General features: G+C 71.5%; 24 protein-coding genes. 9 read left to right on the top strand and 15 right to left on the bottom strand.

Features of this window, described 5'->3' with window-relative positions; translation table 11 throughout:
* Positions 1–70: 70 nt before the first annotated feature.
* The 4 genes from P3T34_RS06010 to P3T34_RS05995 all read right to left on the bottom strand — a co-directional run bounded on the left by P3T34_RS06010 (position 71) and on the right by P3T34_RS05995 (position 3,295).
* Complete coding sequence (locus P3T34_RS06010) at positions 71–1,384, bottom strand: MFS transporter (RefSeq protein ID WP_280664943.1); 1,314 nt, start codon at positions 1,382–1,384, stop codon at positions 71–73.
* Positions 1,385–1,507: 123 nt separating this feature from the next.
* Positions 1,508–2,194 (bottom strand): dienelactone hydrolase family protein, encoded by a 687-nt coding sequence (locus P3T34_RS06005; protein WP_280664942.1) that lies wholly within the window; start codon positions 2,192–2,194, stop codon positions 1,508–1,510.
* A 116-nt stretch (positions 2,195–2,310) separates the two neighbouring features.
* Entirely contained in the window at positions 2,311–2,469 is a 159-nt protein-coding gene (locus tag P3T34_RS06000; RefSeq protein ID WP_280664941.1) for a hypothetical protein, read from the bottom strand.
* A 118-nt stretch (positions 2,470–2,587) separates the two neighbouring features.
* On the bottom strand, positions 2,588–3,295 hold the full coding sequence (locus P3T34_RS05995) for a pyridoxamine 5'-phosphate oxidase family protein (RefSeq protein ID WP_280664940.1): 708 nt from the start codon (positions 3,293–3,295) through the stop codon (positions 2,588–2,590).
* A 34-nt stretch (positions 3,296–3,329) separates the two neighbouring features.
* Between P3T34_RS05995 and P3T34_RS05990 the strand changes: the two genes are divergently transcribed.
* Positions 3,330–4,682 (top strand): aminotransferase class I/II-fold pyridoxal phosphate-dependent enzyme, encoded by a 1,353-nt coding sequence (locus tag P3T34_RS05990; RefSeq protein ID WP_280664939.1) that lies wholly within the window; start codon positions 3,330–3,332, stop codon positions 4,680–4,682.
* 192 nt (positions 4,683–4,874) lie between these two features.
* Positions 4,875–6,053 (top strand): GDSL-type esterase/lipase family protein, encoded by a 1,179-nt coding sequence (locus tag P3T34_RS05985; protein ID WP_280664938.1) that lies wholly within the window; start codon positions 4,875–4,877, stop codon positions 6,051–6,053.
* Positions 6,054–6,086: 33 nt separating this feature from the next.
* Here the strand turns inward: P3T34_RS05985 and P3T34_RS05980 are convergent, their stop codons facing one another.
* Positions 6,087–7,526, bottom strand: a complete 1,440-nt coding sequence (locus P3T34_RS05980) for a glycoside hydrolase family 47 protein (RefSeq protein WP_280671846.1) — start codon at positions 7,524–7,526, stop codon at positions 6,087–6,089.
* A 94-nt stretch (positions 7,527–7,620) separates the two neighbouring features.
* On the bottom strand, positions 7,621–8,979 hold the full coding sequence (locus P3T34_RS05975; RefSeq protein WP_280664937.1) for an NAD(P)/FAD-dependent oxidoreductase: 1,359 nt from the start codon (positions 8,977–8,979) through the stop codon (positions 7,621–7,623).
* 134 nt (positions 8,980–9,113) lie between these two features.
* Here P3T34_RS05975 and P3T34_RS05970 point away from each other — a divergent pair, with 134 nt between their 5' ends.
* The 4 genes from P3T34_RS05970 to purB all read left to right on the top strand — a co-directional run bounded on the left by P3T34_RS05970 (position 9,114) and on the right by purB (position 12,264).
* Positions 9,114–9,881, top strand: a complete 768-nt coding sequence (locus tag P3T34_RS05970; RefSeq protein ID WP_280664936.1) for a HipA family kinase — start codon at positions 9,114–9,116, stop codon at positions 9,879–9,881.
* Positions 9,878–10,261, top strand: coding sequence for a DUF3037 domain-containing protein (locus P3T34_RS05965; protein ID WP_280664935.1), 384 nt, complete (start codon positions 9,878–9,880; stop codon positions 10,259–10,261). Before P3T34_RS05970 ends, P3T34_RS05965 begins: the two co-directional genes overlap by 4 nt.
* Before the next feature lie 65 nt (positions 10,262–10,326).
* Entirely contained in the window at positions 10,327–10,770 is a 444-nt protein-coding gene (locus P3T34_RS05960; protein WP_280664934.1) for a MarR family transcriptional regulator, read from the top strand.
* Between the two features lie 63 nt (positions 10,771–10,833).
* Positions 10,834–12,264, top strand: coding sequence for an adenylosuccinate lyase (purB, locus tag P3T34_RS05955; protein WP_280664933.1), 1,431 nt, complete (start codon positions 10,834–10,836; stop codon positions 12,262–12,264).
* On the opposite strand, the gene P3T34_RS05950 is transcribed toward purB, so the two are convergent.
* Positions 12,261–13,736 carry an MFS transporter gene (locus P3T34_RS05950; RefSeq protein ID WP_280671844.1) on the bottom strand — a complete coding sequence of 492 codons (1,476 nt, stop codon included), beginning with the start codon at positions 13,734–13,736 and terminating at the stop codon, positions 12,261–12,263. The two genes, purB and P3T34_RS05950, sit on opposite strands and share 4 nt — an antisense overlap.
* 154 nt (positions 13,737–13,890) lie before the next feature.
* On the opposite strand from P3T34_RS05950, the gene P3T34_RS05945 reads away from it, so the two are divergent.
* Positions 13,891–15,540 carry a SpoIIE family protein phosphatase gene (locus P3T34_RS05945; RefSeq protein ID WP_280664932.1) on the top strand — a complete coding sequence of 550 codons (1,650 nt, stop codon included), beginning with the start codon at positions 13,891–13,893 and terminating at the stop codon, positions 15,538–15,540.
* A gap of 4 nt (positions 15,541–15,544) precedes the next feature.
* Here P3T34_RS05945 and P3T34_RS05940 read toward each other — a convergent pair whose 3' ends face one another.
* On the bottom strand, positions 15,545–17,029 hold the full coding sequence (locus tag P3T34_RS05940; protein ID WP_280664931.1) for an MFS transporter: 1,485 nt from the start codon (positions 17,027–17,029) through the stop codon (positions 15,545–15,547).
* A gap of 107 nt (positions 17,030–17,136) precedes the next feature.
* Between P3T34_RS05940 and P3T34_RS05935 the strand changes: the two genes are divergently transcribed.
* Together P3T34_RS05935 and argJ are read left to right on the top strand one after the other, a co-directional pair.
* The gene (locus P3T34_RS05935) at positions 17,137–18,108 is read left to right on the top strand and encodes a YafY family protein (protein WP_280664930.1); all 972 of its coding nucleotides are present in this window, start codon (positions 17,137–17,139) and stop codon (positions 18,106–18,108) included.
* Between the two features lie 52 nt (positions 18,109–18,160).
* Positions 18,161–19,315, top strand: coding sequence for a bifunctional glutamate N-acetyltransferase/amino-acid acetyltransferase ArgJ (argJ, locus tag P3T34_RS05930; protein WP_280664929.1), 1,155 nt, complete (start codon positions 18,161–18,163; stop codon positions 19,313–19,315).
* A gap of 82 nt (positions 19,316–19,397) precedes the next feature.
* Here the strand turns inward: argJ and P3T34_RS05925 are convergent, their stop codons facing one another.
* From P3T34_RS05925 to P3T34_RS05900, 7 genes are all read right to left on the bottom strand, one after another.
* The gene (locus P3T34_RS05925; protein ID WP_280664928.1) at positions 19,398–20,231 is read right to left on the bottom strand and encodes a hypothetical protein; all 834 of its coding nucleotides are present in this window, start codon (positions 20,229–20,231) and stop codon (positions 19,398–19,400) included.
* A gap of 434 nt (positions 20,232–20,665) precedes the next feature.
* On the bottom strand, positions 20,666–20,917 hold the full coding sequence (locus P3T34_RS05920) for a hypothetical protein (RefSeq protein WP_280664927.1): 252 nt from the start codon (positions 20,915–20,917) through the stop codon (positions 20,666–20,668).
* Positions 20,905–21,261: a transposase gene (locus tag P3T34_RS39870; RefSeq protein ID WP_348534636.1), complete on the bottom strand. Its 357-nt coding sequence runs from the start codon at positions 21,259–21,261 to the stop codon at positions 20,905–20,907. The genes P3T34_RS05920 and P3T34_RS39870 overlap by 13 nt, the downstream gene beginning before the upstream one ends.
* Positions 21,262–21,312: 51 nt before the next feature.
* The gene (locus P3T34_RS39865) at positions 21,313–21,558 is read right to left on the bottom strand and encodes a hypothetical protein (RefSeq protein WP_348534635.1); all 246 of its coding nucleotides are present in this window, start codon (positions 21,556–21,558) and stop codon (positions 21,313–21,315) included.
* A complete protein-coding gene (locus tag P3T34_RS05910; protein ID WP_280664926.1) occupies positions 21,552–22,046 on the bottom strand; it encodes a winged helix-turn-helix domain-containing protein in 495 nt (164 codons plus the stop codon). The genes P3T34_RS39865 and P3T34_RS05910 overlap by 7 nt, the downstream gene beginning before the upstream one ends.
* A 122-nt stretch (positions 22,047–22,168) precedes the next feature.
* Positions 22,169–22,846 carry a hypothetical protein gene (locus P3T34_RS05905; protein WP_280664925.1) on the bottom strand — a complete coding sequence of 226 codons (678 nt, stop codon included), beginning with the start codon at positions 22,844–22,846 and terminating at the stop codon, positions 22,169–22,171.
* 26 nt (positions 22,847–22,872) lie between these two features.
* Positions 22,873–23,508 carry a hypothetical protein gene (locus tag P3T34_RS05900; RefSeq protein ID WP_280664924.1) on the bottom strand — a complete coding sequence of 212 codons (636 nt, stop codon included), beginning with the start codon at positions 23,506–23,508 and terminating at the stop codon, positions 22,873–22,875.
* Between the last annotated feature and the right edge of the window lie 564 nt (positions 23,509–24,072).

Below are 24,072 nucleotides of genomic sequence, written 5' to 3'. Positions count from 1 at the left end.
CCCGGAGTGGTGCAACGCCGCTTGGTTGGACCAGCGTTGCGTACGGAAGGTTGCGCGCGCGGCGAAACGTTCAGGCTGCGCCGACCGAGACCTTGGCCGGGACGGCAGCGGCCGGTGCGGGGGTCGGGGCCGGGGTCGGGGCCGGCGGCGAGCTGCGGGCAAGCCGGCGGACCTCGGGGACGGTCAGCACCAGCAGCGAGAGCAGCGTCATCAGCCCCGCGCACGCCCACAGTGCTCCGTCCAGCCCGAGCCCGCCGGCCAGCGGGCCCGCCACCGCCGTGCCGACCGGGGCCAGCGCCACCGAGCCGCACCAGTCGTAGGCCGCCACCCGGGAGAACTTCTCGGCCGGGATCTCCTGCTGGAGCGCGATCATCCAGCAGACCCCGAAGAGCGTCCCGCCGGTCCCGGAGGCGAACATCGCCCAGGCCAGCACGGGCAGCGGCGCCCCGGCGGCCAGCGCGCCGGCCGGTAGCGCGAAGAGCAGCACGCCGACGTTGCCGGCCAGCAGGATCCGGCGCGGCTGCCAGCGCACCATCAGCAGCCCGCTGGCCACCAGCCCCGCGCCCATCGCGGCGTTCGCCAGCCCCCAGGGCCCGGCCCCGCCGAGCCGCTGATCGGCGGCGATCGGCCCGAGGACCGACTCGGCGGCGAACAGGCAGGCGTTCACCACGCCGTACTGGACCACCACCGTCCACAACCAGCGCCGCGAGGTGAACTCGTGCCAGCCGTCCCGCAGGTCGGCCAGCATGCCGGGACCCGCCTCGCGCCGGGGCGGCGGCGCGCTCGGGCGCAAGAAGAGCCGCAGCGCGCCCGCCGCCGCGAAGCAGAGCGCGTCCAGCGCGAGCACCCAGCCCGGTCCGACCGCCGCCACCAGCGCGCCACCGAGGGCCGCGCCGCCGATCAGTGAGGAGTTCAGCGCGGTGCGGAACAGCGCGAACGCGCGCGGGGCCTGCCGCTGGTCGACCGACTCCATGATCACGCCCTCGGCCGCGGGCGCGAAGAACGCCTGGCCCACCCCGCCCGCCCCGGAGAGCAGCACCAGCTGCCACAGCTGCACCGAGCCGGCCAGCACCAGCGCGGCCAGCGCGCCCTGGGAGAGCGCGTTGCCGACGTTGGCGGCCACCATCACCCGGTGCCGGGGCAGCCGGTCGGCCACCGCGCCGCCGATCAGCAGGAAGACCAGGGTGGCCAGCAGCCGGGCGCCGGTGACGTATCCGATCTGGCTCGCCCCGCCGCCCAGGTGCAGCACCGCGAAGGCGGTGGCGATCGGTGCGCCGGCGTTGCCGAGGCCGCTGACCACCGTCGCGCCGGTCTGGATCAGGTAGCTGCGCCCGGCCCAGCCGAAGCGACGGGTCGTCGGGTCTTCGTCGGTTCGGTTCGCCACCCGTTCGACTATGACGGGGGCACAGGTCTGTGTCCACGGTGCGAACGACCTTGGATCAGGCCCGCCCCCGATCATCGGCGGGCAGGAGTGCGCTGCTCGCAGGGGTCGGGGCAGGTGCTCCGGTCAGCCGAGGTGGCCGCGCAGGAAGCTGAGAGTCCGCCGCCAGGCGATGCGGGCCTGCAGCGCGTCGTAGTCGCCGTGCGGATTCTCGTCGTTCATGAAGCCGTGTCCGGCAGGGTAGAAGTGGAACTCGGGGCGCAGGTCGGTGGCTTCGCCGATCCGGATCGCCGCCTCGTCCACGGCGGCCGTGGCGAGTTGGTCGTCGTGCTCGCCGAAGTGGCCGAGGACGTGCGCCGTCAGGCCGCGGTAGTCGTAGTCGGGATCGGCGGGCAGCCCGTAGAAGGGGACCACGGCGGCCACCCGGTCGCCCTCCCGCGCGGCCAGCTCCAGGGCGAGGCCGGCGCCGGCGCAGAAGCCGGCCACCGCCACCGCGTCGCCCTGCAGCTCCGGCTGGTCGAGCAGGAAGTCGACGGCGGCGTGCAGGTCGCGGACCTGCCCGGCCGGGTCGGTCGCGGCGCCGCCGGGGTCGGGAGCGCCGTCCTCGTCGTGCAGCGCGGGTGCGAGGGCGACGAAACCCTCGGCGGCGAACCGCTCGATCAGGTCGGCGACCCGGCTGGTGGGCCCCCACCACTCCTGGATGATCAGCAGGCCGGGCCCCTGCCCGCTCGGCGGGAGCGCCAGGTACCCGTGGGCCCGGCCTCCGTCGCCGGGAAAGGTGACATGGTGCCGGGCGGCGGCGGAGTCGGCCATCGGGAGCTTCTCCTGGTGAGCCGCGAGCGCGGCGGAGCGGCGCCGCGCACAGCGCGAGCGGCCGGGCCTGGCGGCCCGCGGGGACGATGCTATGCGGGCGGGGAGGTGAGTGTCCGTCAGTCCGGATCGCCCGTCGGCGTGTCGTGGATCACGTCCGGGGCGGTAGGAGAAAGGTCCTGCGGGCAGCCGCTTGCCCGCAGGGCGTTGCGGCGCAGCAGCTGGGTGCGGGCGCCGGCGTCGAGCAGGGCGGGCCCCTCCTGCCCGTCGGCGGGCAAGGAGGGCGGGTGGGGACCAGCAGCGGCCCCTCGGCGGAGTTGGCGGCCGGCAGGCCGAAGTCGCGCCCGGCCAGCCAGTCGCGCCACTCGGCCTCGCTGCCGCGATCCCAGGAGCGGATCAGCACCCGGGCTCCTGGGACGTGAAGTCCTTGAGGTAGTCCGGGACTTCGGGGTTGCTCCCGGGGTGCGGAACGGGCTCGCCGTAGACGGTGGTGACGGGGACGACGCCCGACCAGTACGGCAGCTCGAGGTCCTCCTCGTCGTCGTTGGCGAGGTCCGCGCGGACCTTGGCGGAGACCTCGTCCAGCACCAGCCGGATCACCGCGGTCTGGGCCAGCTCCTTGGTGTTGCCGGGGCGGCAGTCCGCGGAGCGGCCGGGCACCGCCTGCTCGACCAGCGCGTTGAGCGCGATCGTCCGCTCCTGCGGGTCGGTCACCTGGTGGGCGACGCCGTGCGCCACCACGGAACGGAAGTTGACGGAGTGGTTGAAGGCGGACTTGGCCAGCACCAGGCCGTCCACCTGGGTCACCGTCACGCAGACCGGCATGCCCTCGTCGGCCCCGGCGCCGCGCAGCGGGCGGCTGCCGGTGGAGCCGTGCAGATAGAGCCGGTCGTCGACCCGGGCGAAGATGGTCGGCAGGACAACCGGGGCGCCGTCGGCGATGAAGCCGAGGTGGCAGACCCATGCGCTGTCCAGTACGGCGTGGATCTCCTCGCGCTCCCAGCTGGCCCGCTCCTTGTAGCGGGTGGGCGTGGTGCGCGCGGTGCGGGCGTACTGGGCGGCGGCGTCCGGTGCTGCGGCGCTCGCCGAGGATTCGGTCGACATGACAACCTCTATGTACTAGTGCATACTGGTGTTTGTGCTAGGAGAGTATCGGATTCAGGGACGTCGCGCCACGGAGATCGCCGCCGATGTCGAGCGAGCGGTGGCCGCCGGTGAGCTGCGCCCCGGCGAGGCGCTGCCCCCGCTGCGCGAGCTGGCCGGCGAGCTCGGGGTCAACCCCAACACCGTGGCCGCCGCCTACCGCCTGCTGCGCGACCGGGGCGTGATCGAGACCGCCGGACGCAAGGGCAGTCGGATCCGCTCCCGGCCCACCACCGCGCCGCGCGATCAGCTGCGGGTGCCCGTCCCGCCCGGTGCGCGCAACCTGGCCACCGGCAACCCCGACCCGGCGCTGCTGCCGGCCCTCGCCCCGGCGGTGGCGGCGGCCGCCACCGCGCTCGACCGCGACCCCGTGCTGTACGGCCACCCGGCCGCCGAGCCGCAGCTGCTCGCGCTGGCCGGCGCGGCGTTCCGCGGCGACGGCCTGGCGGACGGCGGGCTCGCGGTGACCGCCGGCGCCCTGGACGCCATCGACCGGATCCTCGCCACCCAGCTGCGCCCCGGCGACCTGGTGGCCGTCGAGGACCCGGGCTGGGGCAGTCTGCTCGACCTGCTGGCCGCACACGGGCTGCGGGCCGTCCCGGTCGCCCTGGACGACAGCGGTCCGCACCCGGCGGCGCTGGCGGCGGCGCTGGCGGCCGGCGCCCGGGCGCTGATCGTCACCAACCGGGCGCAGAACCCGACCGGCGCCGCGCTCACCGCGGAGCGCGCGGCCGAGCTGCGGACGGTGCTGGCGCAGTACCCGGCGACCCTGCTGATCGAGGACGACCACGGGCACGGCATCGTCGACCTGCCCTTCCAGGCACTCTCCTGCGATCAGGACCGACGCACCGTCACCACCCGCTGGGTGGTGATCCGTTCGATGGCCAAGGCGTTCGGCCCCGATCTGCGGCTGGCCGTGCTGATCGGCGATCAGGACACCGTGGACCGGCTGCTCGGACGCCAGCGGCTGGACACCGGCTGGGTGAGCCACCTGCTCCAGCGCACCGCGGCCGAGCTGTGGCAGAGCGACGCGGCGCCGGTGGCGCGGGTCGCCGGCGCCTACCGGGAGCGCCGGGAGGCCCTGATCGACGCGCTGGCCGGGTACGGCGTCGCCGCCCGGGGGGTGAGCGGGGTGAACGTCTGGATCCCGGTGCCGGACGAGACCGGCGCGGTGCTGGGTCTGGCGCAGCGCGGCTGGGTGGTGGGAGCGGGTGCCCGGTTCCGCCTCCAGTCGCCGCCCGGACTGCGGGTCACCGTGGCCGGGCTGGAGAACGCCGAGGTGCCGCAGCTGGCCGCCGCCATCGCCGAGGTGCTCGGTTCCGCGGCTGCGACCTCGCGCCTTGTCTGAAGAGGCGGCGGCTGCGGCGGCGGAGTGACTCAGCTGAACCGGCCGGTAACAAAGCGAGAAAAGTGCTGCAGATACCTAGCGGTAACAACCGCGGGCATGTCACATTCTCAGCGCCACCGGCCGGCGGCTCACCCTCACTCGTAGCGCCTCCCTACCCCACACCAGGGCGGCGCTGATCGCAGGAGTTCCGCCGTGCTCGAAACCTTCAGCAGCACCACGCGCGTTTTCGGGTCCAGCAGAGTGCTGGCCGGCCTGCTTGCCCTTCCGCTCTGCGCCACCAGCCTGCTGGCGCTCTCCGTCCCGGCCCAGGCCGCCTCGCTTCCCACGGCGAGCGTCAGCATGGGCGACAGCTACATCTCCGGGGAGGCGGGCCGCTGGCAGGGCAACAGCGACACCGCCGACGGCAGCCGGGACGGCACCGACCGCTCCTGGAACGGCAGTTCGTACGACCCGGCCGAGATCTACGGATCGACCTATGCCAGCGGGTGCGACCGCTCGGACTCGGCCGAGGTCCGCAGCGCCACCGGCATCGCCCAGAACCAGATCAACCTGGCCTGCTCCGGCGCCACCACGGCCAACGTGTTCACGGCCGCTGACGGCGGTCAGGGCCTCAAGGGCGAGGCCCCGCAGGCCGACCAGCTGGCCACCGTCGCGAAGCAGTACAAGGTCACGCTGATCACGCTCTCGATCGGCGGCAACGACCTCGGCTTCTCGGACGTGATCACCACCTGCGCCAAGGACTACATCTTCTGGGGCTCCAGCTGCCAGAGCGACGAGCAGTCCGCCATCGACGCCGCCATGCCCGCCGCGATGGCGGGCGTGGGCAAGTCGATCGACGAGATCCGCTCGGTGATGGCCGCGGACGGCTACCCGGCCTCGTCCTACCGGATCGTGCTGCAGTCCTACCCCTCGCCGATCGCGCGCAGCGCGGAGAACCGCTACGCCGAGAGCGGCTGGGACCGGGTCGACGTCGGCGGCTGCCCGTTCGGGAACGCCGACTCGGACTGGGCCCGGGACTCCATGGTGCCGGAGGTCGCCGGCAAGCTGGCCGCGGTCGCGGCCGACCGCGGGGTGCAGTTCATGGACCTGCAGGACGTACTGCAGGGCCACGAGGTCTGCTCCACCGCTGACCAGATGGCCGCCCCCGGCGTCGCGCCGTCCGCCGTCACCAGCGAGTGGGCGCGCTTCGTCGACGAGGGCCTGTCGTCCTCGCAGGGCACCACCCAGGAGTCGATGCACCCGAACTACTACGGCCAGCTCGCCCTGGGCCGCTGCCTGACCCTGATGTACGGCCAGACCAGCGGCAACTACGCCTGCCGCAACACGCCCGGCCAGGACGCCTCGGGGATGTACCTGAGCCCCGTCTCCTGACCTGCCACTCCCTGCGGCGCCGCCCGCCCCACCTCACCGGGGGCGGACGGCGCCGCGCAGGACCTTGCCCTCGGTGGAGAGCAGGCCGTTGCGGTAGTCGAAGCGCGGTGTGTTGGCGAAGATCAGATAGACGTACTTGAGGTTCTCGGCGAAGAAGTACCCCGGGGTGAGGTCGCCCAGCCTGATCGGCGAGCTGCTGACGTCCTCGGCCACCGTGTAGCCGCCCGGCACCCGCAGGTGCGTGCGCAGACCGTCGAACCAGCGGTACGCGCAGTGCTTGTACTCCTCGTCGCCGGTCAGCCGCCACAGGTCGAACGCCGAGTTGGCGTACTCCGGGCGCAGGTCGTCGCGGACCGAGGTGAGCGCGCCGCTCGCGAAGTCCAGCTCCTCGGGCAGTACGGGGTGGCGCTCCAGCACCGCCGTCCATGAGCGGAAGTAGGCGCGGGCGGTGGCCAGGTCGCCGCCCTTGCCGAGCAGTCCGGCGTAGAACGCGGCCAGCTCCGACTGGCCGTACCCGAGCACCGTGCCGTCGGTGGCGCTGACCTGCTGGAACCAGGGCAGCCCGGCCCGCAGGACCAGCTGGTGGCGCAGCACCGCGTCGGTCAGCAGGCGGTACCAGTCGGTGAGTTCACGGTCGCCGAGCAGCTCGCCGCCGCCTTGCAGGTACTCGTAGAAGGAGTCCACCGGCGGGTTGGGCGCGCAGGAGGTGGTGTCCAGCCACTGGCCGGTCTCGGTGTGCAGGCTGGTGCCCAGCAGGTCCAGCGCGGAGCGGCGCTCCAGCACCGCGCGGTAGGCGCGCTTGGCCGCCTGGTAGTAGCGGCTGTCGCCGGTCAGCTCGGAGAGCAGGCCGAACTCCAGGATGTTGCTGCCGATCTCGGCCAGCGGCGGGGCGGTGCCCGACACCGCGCCGGTGCGCAGGTTCACGTGGGTGTACGGGATGCCGGTGGGCGAGGCGGTGAAGGCCGGCAGCAGCCGGTCGGTCAGCTCGCGGCAGCGGGCCAGCAGGCGCTCCCGACCGGTGCACAGATAGCCTGCGAGCAGCCCTCCGACCAGTCGGATCACCGCTTCGAAGACGTGCACCTCGGCGTCGACGGCCGGGTCCAGGTGCGCCTCGATCCAGTCGGCGACCCGGGCGACCTCGGCGTCCTGTTCCATCAGGTACAGGGTGTCCAGCGCCTCGAGGGCGGAGAGGCCGAAGGTCTGGCCGTCGGCGAAGAAGTCGTTGTGCCCGCAGGAGAGCGGCCGGACCTCGTCGTAGCCCCAGGCCGCGCGCCGGTACCCCTCCCAGGCGTGCAGGAACTCCTCCCGCACCTGGCGGGCCACCTCGGCGTCGGGCGGCAGCCGGTACGGGGCGGCGGCTGCGGCGGCGGAGGCTCGGCCGGTGGAGCCGGGCAGCACGGACGCGACCGCCGCCGCACCGAGGACGGCGCGGCGGCGGGGGAGCGGGACGGGGCGTGCGGGCAGGGGGCGCATGGGCACCGGACGGTAGCCGTCCGCTCCGGCCGTCGACCGGTCGGCTCACCGAGGGGAGGTGCCGAACCCCACCTTCGGCTCAGTGGTCAGTGGCTCAGTGCTTGGACAGCAGCTCCTGGGCGCGCTCGCGGCACTGCTCCTTGGTGAGGTACGCGCCGGTGTACTCGAAGTCCTGCAGCCGGGCGGGCTGGCGGGCCAGGAAGCCGGTCCGCACGAAGTCGTCGCCCGCGGTCGCGTTGAGCAGCCAGTTGGCGCCCACCCGGAACTTCGAGGCATTGGTCCGCATCGCCATCAAGTGGTAGCCGCGAGCGACCAGTTGGGCCGGCACGCCGGTCATCTCCACGTGGACCGGCTTGGAGACGGCGTCCTTGCCGCCGAGGTCCACCACCAGGCCCATATCCTTGTGGAAGTACGGCTGCAGCGGCTGGTTGCGCAGCGTGGCGACCAGGTTGTCGGCCACCCGCTTGCCCTGGCGGGCCGAGTGCTGGGCGGTCGGCGGGCAGACCGCGCCGTCGTCCTTGGACAGGTCCGGCACCGCCGCCGCGTCGCCCAGCGCGAACACGCCCTCGAACTGCGGCACCCGCAGCTCGGCGGTGACCGCGATCCGCCCGCGTACGGTCTCCGCGTCCAGGGTGCCGATCAGTGGGCTGGCCGCGACCCCGGCCGTCCAGATCAGGGTGCGCGAGGGGAGCACCCGTCCGTCGGTGAACTTCACCGACTCCGGGCCGACTTCGGCCACCGAGACGCCGAGCGAGACCTCGATGCCGCGCCTGCGCAGCACCTGCAGCGCCCGGTTGCCGAGGTGGTCGCCGAGCTCGGGCATCAGCTTGGGCGCGATGTCGATCAGGTGCCACTTCATCAGCCGCGGGTCCAGCCGCGGGTAGCGCTTCAGCGCGGCGGTGGTCAGCCGCTGCAGGCAGGCGGCCGTCTCGGTGCCCGCGTAGCCGCCGCCGACCACCACGAACTGCAGCCGCGACTCGCGCTCGTGCTGGTCCAGGGTGGCGGAGGCCAGGTCGAGTTGGGCGATCACGTGGTCGCGTACGTAGGTCGCCTCGGCCAGCGTCTTCATGCCCCGGGCGTAGTCGCTCAGGCCGGGGATGTCGAAGGTGCGGGTGACGCTGCCGGGAGCCAGCACCAGGTAGTCGTAGCGCTCGGCGACCACCTCGTCGGTGATCTTGCGGATCACGCAGACCTTGGCCCGCGGATCCACCCCGATCGCACCGCCGGGGATGATGTCGGTCCGGCGCAGTGTGCGGCGCAGCGAGACCGCGACCGACTGCGGGGTGAGCACCCCGGCGGCCACATGCGGCAGCAGGGGGAGGTAGAGCTGGTAGCTGAACGGGGCGACCAGCGTGATCTGCGCCTCCGTGGGGGCGAGCTTGCGCTCCAGCCGACGGGCGCACTCCAGTCCGGCGAATCCGCCGCCCACCACCAGGATCCGAGGTCGTTCCATGACGTGTGCCTCACAATGCCGGTCCGGTGCCGGCCGGGCGCTGATGGTCTGTCCCTCCGGCCGCTTGCTCGCCACCCTGGCACGGGTGCAGGGGCCCCGCCACCGCAACACTGCCGATGGGTAGGGTGGGGCGCGTGCTCCGAGAGGTAACGGCGATCCGGTATGTGACGCCACTGCGAGAAGGCGGCTCGATGCCGGGCCTGGTGGAGGCCGACGACCACCGGCTCTACGCGCTGAAGTGGTCCGGCGCGGCGCAGGGCCGCAAGGCGCTGGTCGCCGAGGTGCTGGCCGGCGAGCTGGCGCGCGGTCTCGGCCTGCCGGTGCCCGAGCTGGTGCGGGTCGAGCTGGATCCGGTGCTGGCGCGCAGCGAGCCCGAGCAGCAGATCCAGGAGCAGATGCGGGCCAGCGGCGGGCTGAACGTGGGCCTGGCCTTCGTCAGCGGCGCGCTCAACTTCGACCCGCTCTGCTTCGAGGTGGACGGCGAACTGGCCGGGCGGGTGCTCTGGTTCGACGCGCTGATCGGCAACGTCGACCGCTCCTGGCGCAACCCCAATCTGCTGGTCGAAGGCGGCCGGCTGGTGCTGATCGACCACGGCGCGAGCCTGATCTTCCACCACAGCTGGTCCGGCGCGGCCAACTGGACCCGGCGTCCGTACGACGCCGGGGACCACGCGCTCGCGCGGTTCGCCCCCGACCTCGTGGCCGCCGACCGGGCGCTCGCCCCGCTGGCCACCGCCGAGCTGTTCGCGGCGGCCGCGGCGCTGGTCCCCGACGAGTTCCTGATCGACGAGCCGGGCTTCGACAGCCCGGACGCCGTACGGGCCGGCTATGTCGCGCAGCTGTCGGCACGGGTGGCCGGGCCGCGCGACTGGCTCCCCGTGCCGAGCGAGGTGGCGCTGTGAGCGAGCTGCACGACTACGAGTACGCGGTGATCCGCGCGGTGCCGCGGGTGGAGCGCGGCGAGTGCGTCAACGTCGGCGTGCTGCTGTACTGCCGGCAGGCCGTCCGGCTGGAGGCCAGGACGCTGCTGGTGCCGCAGAAGCTGCTGGCGCTGGACCCGGCGGTGGACCTGGCCGGGGTGGCCCGGGCGCTGCGCGGCATCGAGGGGATCTGCGCGGGCGGTGCGGCGGCCGGGCCGGCCGCGCAGGACAGCGCGGGCAAGCGGTTCCGCTGGCTGACCGCGCCGCGCAGCGCCGTCGTCCAGCCCGGACCGGTGCACACCGGGCTCACCGATGACGCGGTGGCCGAGGTGGAGCGGCTCTTCGAGCAGCTGGTCCGGTAGCTGCCGCGGTAGCTGCGCGCGGTGGAAAATGGAGTCATTAAAGCTTTTATGCGTACCCTGATCGCATGGCTCCGATGACGACCGCCGCCGCACCGAATGTGACCACCGCCGAGCTCATGGAGGCGGTGGCCGCCGTGGGCGCCGCGTACTTCCTGGACTTCGCCGCGAGCGCGGGCCGGCACGGGCTGAGCTCCTCGCAGGCCAAGGCGCTGGCCGTGGTGCTGGAGCCGGTCCCGATGCGGGCGCTGGCCGGGAAGCTCGGCTGCGACGCCTCGAACGTCACCGGCATCGTCGACCGGCTGGAGGCGCTCGGCTACGCCCGCCGGGAGGCGGCCGCCGCGGACCGCCGGGTGAAGATCGTCGCGATCACCGAGCCGGGCGCCGAGGTGCTGCGCGCGATCCGGGCCGACATGAACCGCACCCACCAGGCCTTTGACGCGCTCGGCCCCGAGCAGCGCACCGCCCTCAACGACCTGTGCCGCCAGGTGCTCCCGCTGCTGGCGGCCTGACACCGCCCGTCGGGCCCACCGCGGGGCCGGAGTCGCTGACCTCGGCTGTTAGGCTTCCGAAGCGTGAGCGCGAAGCCCCAGATCCCCAATGTCCTGGCCTCCCGGTACGCTTCGGCGACCCTGGCCCAGCTGTGGTCCCCCGAGCACAAGGTGGTTCTCGAACGCCACCTGTGGCTCGCCGTCCTCAAGGCCCAGCAGGATCTCGGGATCGCCGTCCCCGAGACCGCCGTCGCCGACTACGAGCGGGTGCTCGACCAGGTCGACCTGGAGTCGATCGCCCGCCGTGAGCGGATCACCCGGCACGACGTGAAGGCCCGCATCGAGGAGTTCAGCGACCTCGCCGGCCACGAGCAGATCCACAAGGGGATGACCTCCCGGGATCTGACCGAGAACGTCGAGCAGCTGCAGATCCGGCAGTCCCTCGAGCACGTGCGGGACCGCACGGTCGCCGTCCTGGTCCGGCTGGCCCGGCTGGCCGCGCAGCACGCCGAACTGGTGATGGCCGGCCGCTCGCACAACGTCGCCGCGCAGGCCACCACGCTCGGCAAGCGCTTCGCCACCACCGCGGACGAGCTGCTGGTCGCCTTCGCCCGACTGGAGGAGCTGATCGCCCGCTACCCGCTGCGCGGGATCAAGGGCCCGGTCGGCACCGCCCAGGACATGCTCGACCTGCTCGGCGGGGACGCCGAGAAGCTCGCCGAGCTGGAGCAGCGGGTGGCCGGCCACCTGGGCTTCGACAACGTGCTGACCAGCGTCGGCCAGGTCTACCCGCGCTCGCTGGACTTCGAGGTGCTCTCCGCGCTCGTCCAGCTCTCGGCCGCGCCCTCCAGCCTGGCCAAGACGATCCGGCTGATGGCCGGGCACGAGCTGGTCACCGAGGGCTTCAAGGAGGGCCAGGTCGGCTCCTCCGCGATGCCGCACAAGATGAACACCCGCTCCTGCGAGCGCGTCAACGGCCTGGCCGTCATCCTGCGCGGCTACGCCTCGATGACCGCCGAGCTGGGCGGCGACCAGTGGAACGAGGGCGACGTCTCCTGCTCGGTGGTGCGCCGGGTGGCCCTGCCGGACGCCTTCTTCGCCTTCGACGGCCTGCTGGAGACCTTCCTGACCGTCCTTGACGAGTTCGGCGCCTTCCCCGCCGTGATCGAGGCCGAACTCGACCGCTACCTGCCGTTCCTGGCCACCACCAAGGTGCTGATGGGCGCGGTGCGCGCGGGCGTCGGCCGGGAGGCCGGGCACGAGGTCATCAAGGAGCACGCGGTCGCCTCCGCCCTGGCGATGCGGGCCGGCGCGCGGCACAACGAGCTGCTCGACCGGCTGGCCGCCGACGAGCGGATGCCGCTTGACCGGGCGCAGCTGGACGCGCTGCTCGCCGACCGGCTCTCCTTCACCGGCGCGGCCGGGGCCCAGGTGGCCGAGGTGGTCCGCCGCGTCGAGCTGGTCGCCGCGAGCCACCCCGAGGCCGCCAAGTACGCGCCCGGCGACATCCTCTAAGAGGTAGGTTCCGGCCCCGCCGGTGACCCGTGTCCCGGGTCCACCGGCGGGGCCGTCGTGCCGCAGTACCAGGAGGTGTCCGGCTCGGCCTCGACGGCCGGACGGCGGCCCGGCACGGTGGCCGCCGCGAGCAGCCCGGCGCCCGCCAGCAGGCCCGCGCAGATCAGCATCGCGGTGCGGAAGGCGGAGTCCACCGCCGTCGGCTGCCGGTACTGCTCGCCGCTCAGCCCGGCCAGCAGCGGCAGCGCCGCCACCGCTAGCAGCCCGGCCGCGCGGGCGGCCGCGTTGTTGACGCCGCTGGCGATCCCGGCCCGCCGGACGTCCACGGCCGCCAGCACGGTCGCGGTCAGCGGGGCGACCAGCAGCGTCAGCCCGATGCCGAAGACCAGCGCGGCGGGCAGCACGTCCGCCCAGTACGAGGCGCCGGCGCCGATCCGCAGCATCAGCAGCACGCCGGCCGCGCAGACCAGCGGCCCCGCGGTGAGCGGAACCCGCGGGCCGATCCGGGTGGCCAGCCGGCCCGCGCGGGCGGAGAAGAGCAGCATCAGCACGGTGACCGGCGCGAAGGCGACCCCGGCGACCAGCGGCTCGAAGCCCGCCACCGTCTGCAGCTGCACCTGCAGGAAGAAGAACACCCCGCCCAGCGCCCCGTAGACGCCCAGCGTCACCAGGTTGACGGTGGTGAACAGCCGCGACTCGAAGAGCTCCAGCGGAAGCATCGGCTGCGGGCTGCGTTGCTCGACGCGGACGAACGCCCAGCCGAGCAGCAGCCCGGCTGCGCCCGCCACCCAGACCCCCGCGGACGCCCCGCCCCCGGCGGCGGTCAGCGCGTACGTCACCCCGCCGAGCGCCAGCGCGGCGAGCACGGCGCCGGGGACGTCGAAGCGGCCGGTCGCCTGCTCGTCGCGGCTCTCGGGCACATGGCGCAGGGTCACCAGCGCGACCACGGCGGCCACCGGCAGGTTGATCACGAAGATCCAGCGCCAGCCCGGCCCGGTCACCAGCCAGCCGCCCAGGATCGGGCCGATCGCGGTGGCCACCCCGCCCAGGCCCGACCAGGCGCCGACGGCGGCGGAGCGGTCGTCCGGGTGGAAGGTGGCCTGCAGCAGCGCGAGCGACCCCGGGGTGAGCAGCGCGCCGCCGATGCCCTGCAGGGCGCGGGCGGCGATCAGCACGCCGACGGTGGGGGCGAGCGCGCAGAGCCCGGAGGCGGCGGCGAACCAGCAGACGCCGATCACGAAGACCCGGCGGCGCCCGTAGCGGTCGCCGAGCGAGCCGCCGAGCAGGATCAGGCCCGCCAGGGTGAGCAGGTAGGCGTTGAGCGTCCACTGCAGGGCGGCCAGCGAGGCCCCGAGGTCGGCGCCGATCCGCGGCAGCGCGACGTTGACGACCGTCCCGTCGAGCATCGCCATGCCGGAGCCGGCCGCGGCGGCCGCCACCACCCAGTGGCCCTGACGGCTGCTCAGGCGCATGCTGCCGGCCGGGGTGGCGTCGGTCCGTCGGATGTTCACGTCCCGATCCTGCGCGACTTGGCGGCGCGGCGCTACCCGCTGGGCCGGATCACCGCTCCGCGGTGCGGCTGCGAGCCGGGCGGGAGCGGCGGTCGCGGGGTACGTTCTGGGTGTGATGAGTGAGGTGCCCGCCCCGCATGTCGACCCGCTGGAGGCGATGGCGGCGACCGGGATCGGATGCTTCGAGTGGGATCCGGCCACCGGCCGGTTCACCCTGGACGCCGGCGGCCTGGCCGTCTTCGACCTGCGCCCCAGCGAGTACGACGGCACCGCCGCCGACCTCGCCCAGCGGATTCCGGTGGAGTACGAGACCCAGCTGTTCTCGCTGGTCGAGGACATCATCGCGGGACGCAGCGACTCCTACAGCAGCTACTTCAAGATCCAGCGGCGGGACGGCACGCTGCGCTGGACGCACACCCAGGGCCAGGTGGTGCACGATCCCGGCCGCCCCGGGATCCGGGTGGTGGGCGTGGTGCGCGACGCCACCCGGGAGCTGACGCACTCGGCGCTGCGGCTGCTGGCCGAGGACGACCGCCGCCGCCAGGAGGACGAGCTGCGCGAGGTGGCCCAGGCGCTGGGCGAGGCGCTCACCGTCGAGGACGTGGTGGGCGTGCTGACCGGCGATCAGAGCATGCGGCGCCTGGGCGTCCAGGGCATCACGCTGGGCGTGGTGGACCAGGGGCGGGTGCGGCTGGTCGGCGCGGTGGGGGAGGTGAACGTGCGGGTGCGCGAGGTGCAGCGGGCCCGGCTGTCCGAGCCCTGGCCGCTGAACGACGCGGTGCGCAGCGGCGAGCCGCTCTTCTTCACCTCCCGCTCGGTCTTCCTGCGCCACTACCCGGTGCTGACCCCGTACGTGGGCGACAGCCACGCCACGGCGGCGGCCTTCCTGCCGCTGATCGCGCAGGGTCGCCCGATCGGCGCGATCGCGCTGGTCTACGAGGGCAAGCGGGGTTTCAGCAGCGAGGACCGCACCCTGCTGACCGCGCTGTCCAGCGCCATCGCGCAGTCCCTGCAGCGGGCGATGCTGGTGGACCAGTCCCGGGAGATCGCGGCCGGGCTGCAGAGCGCGATGCTGCCGCGCCGGCTGCCGTCGGTGCCCGGTGGCAAGCTGGCGGTGCGCTACCGGACGGCCCGGGTGGGGACCTGGATCGGCGGCGACTGGTACGACGCGGTGCCGCTGGCGGGCGGCGCGGTGGGCGTGGCGATCGGCGACGTCCAGGGCCACGACACCGAGGCGGCCGCGGTGATGGGGCAGCTGCGGATCGCGATGACGGCGTACGCGGCCGAGGGGCACAGCAGCGAGAGCGTGCTGAAGCGGGCCTCGGCCTTCCTGACGGAGCTGCACGCGGACCGGTTCGCCACCTGCCTGTACGCGCAGGTGTCGATGGCCACCGGCGAGGTACGGGCCGCGAACGCCGGGCATCTGCCGCCGCTGGTGCGCCATGCCGACGGCACGGTGGAGCGGATCGAGGTGGCCGGCGGGCCGCCACTGGGCCTGCCGGCCGAGTGGGGCCCGGTGACGTACCCGCGGACGACGTTCCGGCTCGCCGCCGGGGACACCCTGCTGCTCTACAGCGACGGCCTGGTCGAGCGGCCCGGCGAGGACCTCGACCAGGGCCTGGACCGGCTCGCCGAGGTCTTCGCGGCCGGGCCCACCCGGCTGTCCAAGCTCGCCGACCACGTCCGCGACACGCTGAGCGAGCGGCTGGACGCCGAGGACGACGCGGCGCTGCTCCTGCTGCACCGGGACGCCGGGCCGCACTGAGGGGCTAGTCGGCGTCCTGGTCACTGTGCGGGCGGGACTTCGGCGGCAGCGCGAGCAGCAGGACGAAGAGCAGCAGCAGGCCGCCGGCCACCCACCACATGGCGTGGGTGAAGGCGTCGGTGAAGACCGCGCTCACCGGCTGGTGCGCCAGGTCGGCGTGGTCGACCACGCTGAAGAAGGCCACCGAGACCAGGCCGAGGCCCAGCGCATTGCCCAGCTGCTGGGTGGTGTTGATCAGACCGGAGGCGGAGCCGGAGTGCTCGCGCGGCACCTCGGAGAGCACCGCGTCGGTCAGCGGCGCGACGATCAGGCCCATGCCGGTGCCCATCACGACGAGCGGCAGCGCCATCTGCCACGGGTGGATGCCGGCGCCGTACCGGTTGGCCTCGGCGAGGTAGAGCAGCACTCCGGAGGCCATCACCAGCGACCCGGCCTGCAGCACCTTGCGCCCGAAGCGCGGGACCAGCTTGGCGACCGAGAGCCCCGCGGCGGCGGACACCGCGATCGAGAACGGGATGCCGGTGGTTCCGGCGCGCAGCGGGCTCCAGCCCAGGCCGAGCTGCATGTACAGGGTCCAGACCAGGAAGAAGATGCCGCAGACCACTCCGAAGGTCAGCTGCACGCCGACGCCGGCCGCGAAGCTGCGCACCTTGAAGAGCGAGAGCTCGACCAGCGGGGAGCCGTCCCGGCGGGTCTTGATCCGCTCGTAGCGGACGAAGAGCGCGAGGACCAGCGGGGAGCAGGCCATCGACACGAACCCCCACAGCGGCCAGCCCGACTCGCGTCCCTGGGTGAGCGGGTAGAGCAGCATCAGCAGCCCGAGGCCGGCCAGGGCCATGCCGACCAGGTCCAGCCGCAGCGCCTTGGGCGCGCGGGACTCGGTGACGTAGCGGTGGCCGAGCAGCAGTCCGGCGATGCCGACCGGGAGGTTGATCAGGAAGATCGGCCGCCACTCCAGGCCGAACAGGTTCCACTCGGTCAGCAGCGCGCCGAGCAGCGGGCCGGAGACCGCGCCCAGGCCGATCATCGCACCGAAGAGTCCGAAGACCTTGCCCCGCTCGTGCGCGGGGAAGGTGACATGGATGATCGCCAGGACCTGCGGGACCATCAGCGCGGCCGTGGCGCCCTGCAGGATCCGGGTGGCGACCAGAACGGCCGGGTCGCCGGCCAGGCCGCAGAGCGCGGAGGCGAGGGTGAAGCCGGCGACGCCGATCAGGAAGATCCGCTTGCGGCCGTAGATGTCGCCGAGCCGGCCGCCGGTGATCAGGCCGATGGCGAAGGCGAGCGCATAGCCGCCGGTGACCCACTGGATCGCGCTGAACGAGGCGCCGAGGTGGTGCTGGATGCTCGGGACGGCGATGTTGACGATGGTGACGTCGACCAGGTCCATGAAGGACGCGGTCATCACCACGGCCAGGGCGATCCAGCGGCGGCGGTCGCCGGCCGCGAGCGCCGGTTCGGCGGGGGCTATCGGGATGGTGGCGGTCATTGGGTGCGGCCTTTCCGGGGCGGGGGGTCGGCTCCGACGGTTCGGGGTCCGACGGTAGACCCCATCTAGGACAGTTCCTGTCCCAGATGGCCGCGATACTGGACCGTATGACCGACACCCCCGCACGTCTGCTGAATCTGCTCTCGCTGCTCCAGACACCGCGCGAATGGCCGGGCAGCGAGCTGGCCGAACGGCTCCAGGTCAGCCCGCGCACCATCCGGCGCGACATCGAGCGGCTGCGGGACCTGGGCTATCCGGTGCAGGCGACGCTGGGCGCGGTCGGCGGCTACCGGCTGGCGGCCGGCGCCGCGATGCCGCCGCTGCTGCTGGACGACGAGGAGGCGGTGGCCATCGCGGTCGGCCTGCGGACGGCGGCGGGGGCGGCGGTCACCGGGATCGAGGAGGCCTCGGTGCGTGCGCTGGCCAAGTTGGAGCAGGTGCTGCCGGCGCGGCTGCGCCGCCGGGTGGGGACGCTGAACGCGGCGACCGTCCCGCTGGCCGGCGGCGGGCCGCGGGTGGACCCAGAGCATCTGACGGTACTGGCCGCGGCGGTGACCGGGCGGGAGCGGGTGCGCTTCGACTACCGGGCGGGCGACGGCGCCGCCAGTCGGCGGCTGGTCGAGCCGCACCGCCTGGTGGCGGCCGGGCGCCGCTGGTACCTGGTCGCCTTCGACAACGACCGGGACGACTGGCGGATCTTCCGGGTGGACCGGCTGAGCGACCCGCGCTCGACCGGTGTGCGGGCGGTGCCGCGCACCCTCCCGGCGGACGACGCGGCGGAGTTCGTCAGCCGCAAGCTGCAGAGCCGCGCCCGTACCTACCGTGCGGTGGCGGTCCTGGAGCTGCCCCGGGTGGAGGCCGAGCGCCGGTTGGGCGGCGCCGCGGCGGCCCTGCAGCTGGAGGAACTCGACGAGGGGCGCTGCGTGCTGCGCACCGAGGCTGACGCGTTGGAGTGGCTGGCCGCGCGGCTGCTGATGCTCGGGTGCGAGTTCACCGTCCAGGAGCCCCCGGAACTGGCCTGGCATCTAAGGGAGTTGGGGGAGCGGGCGATCCGGGCGGTGGTGGCCCCGACCTTGTGATATATGCTGAGCGACGCATATATATGCAGGACTTTATGGGAGGGGATACGTCATGGAGCTGCCAGTACCGAAGGGGTTTCGTTCCTGGACGGCGAATATGGGCCTCAAGGATCGCGAGGACGACTTCGCTGCGGTCTTCTCGGAGGTTCCGGCGGTGTCGGCCGCCGTCTTCACCAAGTCCCGGTTTGCCGGGCCCAGCGTCGTACTGAGTCGCACCGATGCAGGACGTCAGGATGCTCGCGGGATGATAGTGATCTCTCGTAATGCCAATGTGGCCACCGGACCTGACGGTGCCCGGCACGCCGAGGAGGTGCGCCGGCTGGTGGCGCGGCGGGCCGGCCTCGCCGCCGAGCAGCTGGTGATCGGCTCGACCGGGGTGATCGGGCGGCCCTATCCGATCGAGTCGATCCGAGCCGGCATCGCCGACCTCCAGGAGCCGGCCCCGGCAGCCGACTTCGAGGCCGCCGCCCGCGCCATCATGACCACCGACACCCGCTCCAAGTGCGTCCGGCTGACCTGCGGGGACGCGGTGCTGGTCGGGATCGCCAAGGGCGTCGGGATGATCGAGCCGAACATGGCCACCCTGCTGACCTTCTTCTTCACCGACGCCGAGCTGCCGGCCGGTGAACTGGACGCGCTGTTCCGCCGGGTGATGGACCGCACGTTCAACGCGCTGAGCATCGACACCGACACCTCCACCAGCGACAGCGCCGCGGTCTTCGCCAACGGCCTGGCCGGGCCGGTGGATCCGGCCCGCTTCGAGGAGGTGCTCCACGAGGCGGCGCTGACCCTGGTGCGCGACATCGCCTCCGACGGCGAGGGAGCCTCCAAGCTCATCGAGGTGCGGGTGACCGGGGCCCGGGACACGGCGCAGGCCAAGCGGGTGGGCAAGGCGGTGGTCAACTCACCGCTGGTGAAGACCTCCGTCTACGGCGCCGACCCGAACTGGGGCCGGGTGGCGATGGCGATCGGCAAGCTGGACGACGACACCGATCTCGACCCGCGCAGGACCACCATCCACTACGGCGACCTGGAGATGTTCCCGACCGAGCCGACCGAGCAGCTGCTGGCGGCCGCGCGGCTGGAGCTGTCCGCGCCGCAGGTGCTGATCCGGATCGATCTCGGCCTGGCGGACGGGGAGTTCACCGTCTACGGCTGCGACCTGACGCCCGGCTATGTGGAGCTCAACTCCGGCTACACGACCTGAGACGGCCCGCACAAAACCCGCAGCCACCGGCGGAGAGCCGGTGGCTGCGGGGTGGTACGGGGGTGGTGCGGGGTGCTGCGGGTCAGCTCTTGGCGGACCGGCGGCGAGCGAAGACGACCGAGCCGGCGCCGAGCACCAGCAGACCGGCCGCTCCGGCCGCGACCTCGGCCAGCGCCGAGCCGTTGGTGCCGGTGAAGGCCAGGCCCTTCGTGGTGGTGGAGGCCGGGGTGCTCGGGCTAGCCGTCGGCGCGGTTGCCACGGTGGAAGCCGACGCCGACGCCGACGCCGACGGCGATGCGGGCGGCGTGGTCTTCGGGCCGGCCGGCGCAGGCTTGGTCGGGTTCACCGGCGGCGGGGAGGACGGGGTCGACGTGCAGGCGGTGCCGCCGTTCCACGCGGTGATCAGAGCGTGCGGGAACACCGCGTTGGGGTACTTGGGCAGCGGCCCGGCGATGCCGTCGTGCTTGACGCCCGTGCCGTAGAGGTCGATCTGGCCGTAGCACTTGGGCGTGTTGCTGCTGACGTCGAGCGTCGCCTTCGGGTTCTTGTTGTCGAGCGTCGTGGTGTCCCAGCCGAGGAAGGTCTGGTTGCCGGAGGTTGCCCAGCTTGATCCCTCGGTGCTGTACGAGGCGAGCGAGATCGGGTACTCGCACCCGTCGGACGTCTCGCCCGTGAGGCGGACGACGAACTTCGTGGCCATGTCGTGCAGATGGCCTGCCTGCGACCAGGTCTGGCCGCCGTCGTTCGAGTGCGACTGCGTCCAGCTCTGGCCGCCGTCGGTCGAGTACTCGATGCCGACCGACGAGCACGGGCCCGAAGCCTCGGCCTGGGCGGGGGTGATGGTGAGGAGCGGAGCGGCGATGGCTATACCGGCGGCTGCGAGCGCCGGAAGCGTCCTGCGAAGAGATCGGTGCACTGAGCGTTGCTCCCTGGGAACGTGGTAGGTGCTGATCCTGAGGCAAGCCGGTCCAGCGCTTCGAAGCGCGACCGATGCAGTACCTCAAGACCGTGAGACGGTACATGACTGAGCTGGCGTCACTCCGACCGGGTGGTGTGGTGAGCTGGCACAACGCGATGGCATGACGCGAGCCGCCGGACGGTCTGGGCCCTGGTCGCGGCCGGACCGGAGCCCCCGTGTCTCCTGAGTGCACGCTGGCCGTGCGGATGTGGTGTCTTGCGGGTGCTGTGCAGCACAAGGACTGAGAAAGAAGTCCCGATGCCCCAAGGCGACCGTTTCCGGGGTGATGGCCTCGGTGATGGAGTCGACGGCGAGTTGGTCGGTGCCCTAGCTACTGAGCTTCAACTCGTGATGTCGGCCCAGGGTCTCGCCGTGCTGCCAGGACGGCTGCTCTACGATCCTGTGCTTGCCAGGCGTGAGGCGACGAGCGTCACGAAGCGCTGGAGGACGGCGAACGGCAGCGTTTGCGTTGCGTCGAAGTAGACCTCTGCCGGCTTCTCCTCCTCGGGTGCGTAGGCAAGCACTGTCACGGCGGTCGGCCCTGGAGCCGGTGAAGCAGGCATAGAAGAGGCTCCGCCCGGAAGCATGCGGGCCTCGCTGAGGCAGAACAGATCACGGTCGTAGTCCCAGGTCAGCAGAGACATGGCGATGATGCTGCCACACCTGGCGCCGTCAGCGGTCGGGCATTTGCATCACCGCAACGGTCAGGGGCCAGATCCATGCTCAGGCCAGTGCCGGCGAGACAGCCGTCGATGACCTCCGGCCGATACTGGAGCATCTTGAGTTTGCGTTTCACCGCGCGGGTGACCTGGCTGAGGTCGGCGGCGGCCAGGTTGCCGATGTCGCATTTGACCAGCGACCAGACGCCCTCCTGCGGATTGAGGTCCGGGGCATATGTCGGCAGTTGGAACACGGTGAGCCAGTCGGTGTTGGCCTCGAAGAACTCCCGCAGCGGCGCGACCAGGTGCATGCGCAGGTAGTCCCACACGAGGACGATCGGGCCGCCGAGCTGTGCGCGGGCGCGGAGGACCAGGTCGCGCTAGTCCTTCCAGCCGAAGCCCTTCGGTTCGTCCTTGCGGCCCCGGTACTCGCGGATCGCGTAAATCAGGCGGGACCGCTCGCCGGGTTTGTAGCAGGTCATCCCCGCCATGGAGACTCGGCCCGAACCACGTCCGCGCACATGGACGACCGGGGTACTGCCTTGGCGGCCCCAAGTCCTGGCGCGCGGCGGCGTCATCGACTGGCCGGCTTCATCCTCGAAGACCACCCAGGCATTGTTCACCACCGCGGTGCTCTTACCCGCGGCCAGACCTCCCGCTTCCACAGCTCCACCGCGCTGTCATCGCGCTCGATCGCACGTCGGGCGGGCTTCTGCCAGGACCAGCCGTGCCGCCTCAGCAGCCGCCACGTCCCCTCCACGGTGTACGACACGTGGAACAGGCGGCCGATCATCGTCTTCACCCGGGCCAGCGTCCACCGCTGGTCGGTCCACCCGTGGGCCAGCGGGCCGCGCTCCAACTCCCGCTCCAGTCTGGCTATCTGTATGTCCGACAGTCGAGGCCGGCCGGGCGACCCCTTCGACGCCACCCCGGCCAGGTCCTCCTCGCGCCACTGGCGCCGCCAGCGTTCCACCGACCGCTCCGAGACCCGCAACAAAGCAGCGATCGCCCGATTCTTCTCCCCGCCCTCGAAGCACGCCACGGCCCGCAGCCGGACCCGCTCCCGCGCGGCCCTCTCAGCGTCAGTCAAGCCACCACCCTGCGGATATCTCACCCCACCAGGACTACCGAAGCCACCTGCGCGCTGTCCGGCGAACAACCCGACATCACCTGATTAAGTTCAGTAGCTTCTAGCTAGTACATCGGCCATGAAATAGGCAGGACTTACAGATTGTTTCACGAAGTGGGGTAGCCAGTTGCTGCGATCTCATCGACTACCGCTTCAAGTGAGCACTCAGGGTTCAGCGCCACGACCATTTCTGGTGTAATCCTGGCTAGCTGCAGGATTTTGCCGACTGCGTCGATGGCCAAGGGCGGGGAACTGACCGAAAGGGTTTCCACATAGGCCGACGGATCCGGGTCCGTTAGGAAGCCGAACAGCATGACTGAGCCATCCGGGCAAGTGTCGCCAGAATCTGACGGGAAGCCGATATCGCCCGTTCTCCACTTCGCCTCGCCTGCTGGCAGCCACGCACAGCACGTTACGAGCGGAACGCCATCGTGCAGAAACTCTGGCAGGTCGGCGAGGATCTCCGAATATGCCTCTGGAATAAACTCCAGCATGCCCGGCCAGGGCGCTACTGGCGTAGATGAGTACGGGCTCATTTCAGATTCGTGATCAAATCCCAAGATTATTACGCCATACGGACCGAAGGCAACTAGATAGCCGTCCCCTCCACCATTTTCCATCGTTGCGATATCGATCCCCAGGGCCCACTCTTGCTCGAAAGCGTAGTCCTGCCTGAGGGGATCTGGTGCGCTAACGATGATATCCAACACGGATAGAGCCACGCAGATCCGTCTGAGCGCATCCGCAGCCGGCAGGAATTTCGCCACGTCAATCATGGTCTTCATAGTCGGCACAACCCCTCAATTCTATTCTAGTTATCGACCAGCAGCCCGCTGGCCATCTCCGCAACCGCCTTGCCCATCCACTCCGATCGACTAGCCGGCGCCTGGCCCGTTACTACGACAAAGGCACCTGCGGCATGTGCTGTTTTCACAAGAATCTGACGCCATGCCACCCCTTCGTGCTGGTATGCAAATTCTACAGATTCCATTTCCGGAGTCGATGCGTGAGATACAACAGTCTGACCGGGCGTGGCCAAGCTATACAATGGTGCGAGCTCATCGCCGGATACAGGGCCCTGGATGAAGATCAGCTCTGACTCCTGACCCCAAAGCAGGAATGGCGGACTCTCACCCGGAGGAGGAGATTCAAGCGTAAAACCAGTCGGCCAGGGAATCGAATACTGAGAGGTCTGGATCAGCCAGTGCGATTGGTACGGCACAGGCAGCACGTCGGCGACCGGAATCGCGGAATCGGCACCAGCTGGCACCGTCGAGCCATCGTCGGAACCACTGAAAACGGCACGCCGCTCAGATCCATCGCGCAAATGCCTGACGACCTCAATGTCCACCGTCCCCGCAGGGCTCTTTATAAGGTCGGCAGAAAACGGTGGCAATGGCGTAACGGCCACACCAAATCCCACTACGCGTGCATACGTATGGGCCATCTCATCCCCTTGTCGGCTGTTTTCCTATATACGACAAACTAATTAATTCTGACGCCTGGACTCAGTCGGCTCGCTGTGGAGCTTACGGCCTGGAGGACAACCTTGGCGTGACTGGGTACTGTCGCCAAACACGCAACCCTGCGGTAGCGGTTCAGTGTGAAGCTATCGAAACGGTCCGAGACCACCCGGGGTCGGCTCCAGGCGCTGGCAGCTGCCGAGGATGCAGCGTAGGGAAGAGCTGGCATCTGATCCAACTGACGATCCCCCCAGTAGCTGCGTGGCTTCCGGAACTGAGCTTCGCACGGTCATGTCAACCTTGTCGATCCTCCTGTCGATGCCTCGATGCCCCGGTGCCTCCTCTACTAGGGCTCGAGAGGGCAGCTAGGGCCCGAACGGGGCTAGTCACGGTTGCGTCTGCCGCCGCGACCAGCCCACGCTCGGTGCAATCAGTTTGAGTTCTTCGCTAGGAAGCCGATGTTAATTGAAAATATCTTAGACATGGAGACGGTCAAATCATTCCGTGGCAACTCGGGCGATTTCGAGTCTATAGCATGCCTGGCATTT

The sequence above is a fragment of the Kitasatospora sp. MAP12-44 genome (genome assembly GCF_029892095.1).
Classification (GTDB): domain Bacteria; phylum Actinomycetota; class Actinomycetes; order Streptomycetales; family Streptomycetaceae; genus Kitasatospora.
The sequence above is the reverse complement of the archived record's forward strand: the minus strand, read 5'-3'. Positions and strand labels throughout refer to the sequence as shown.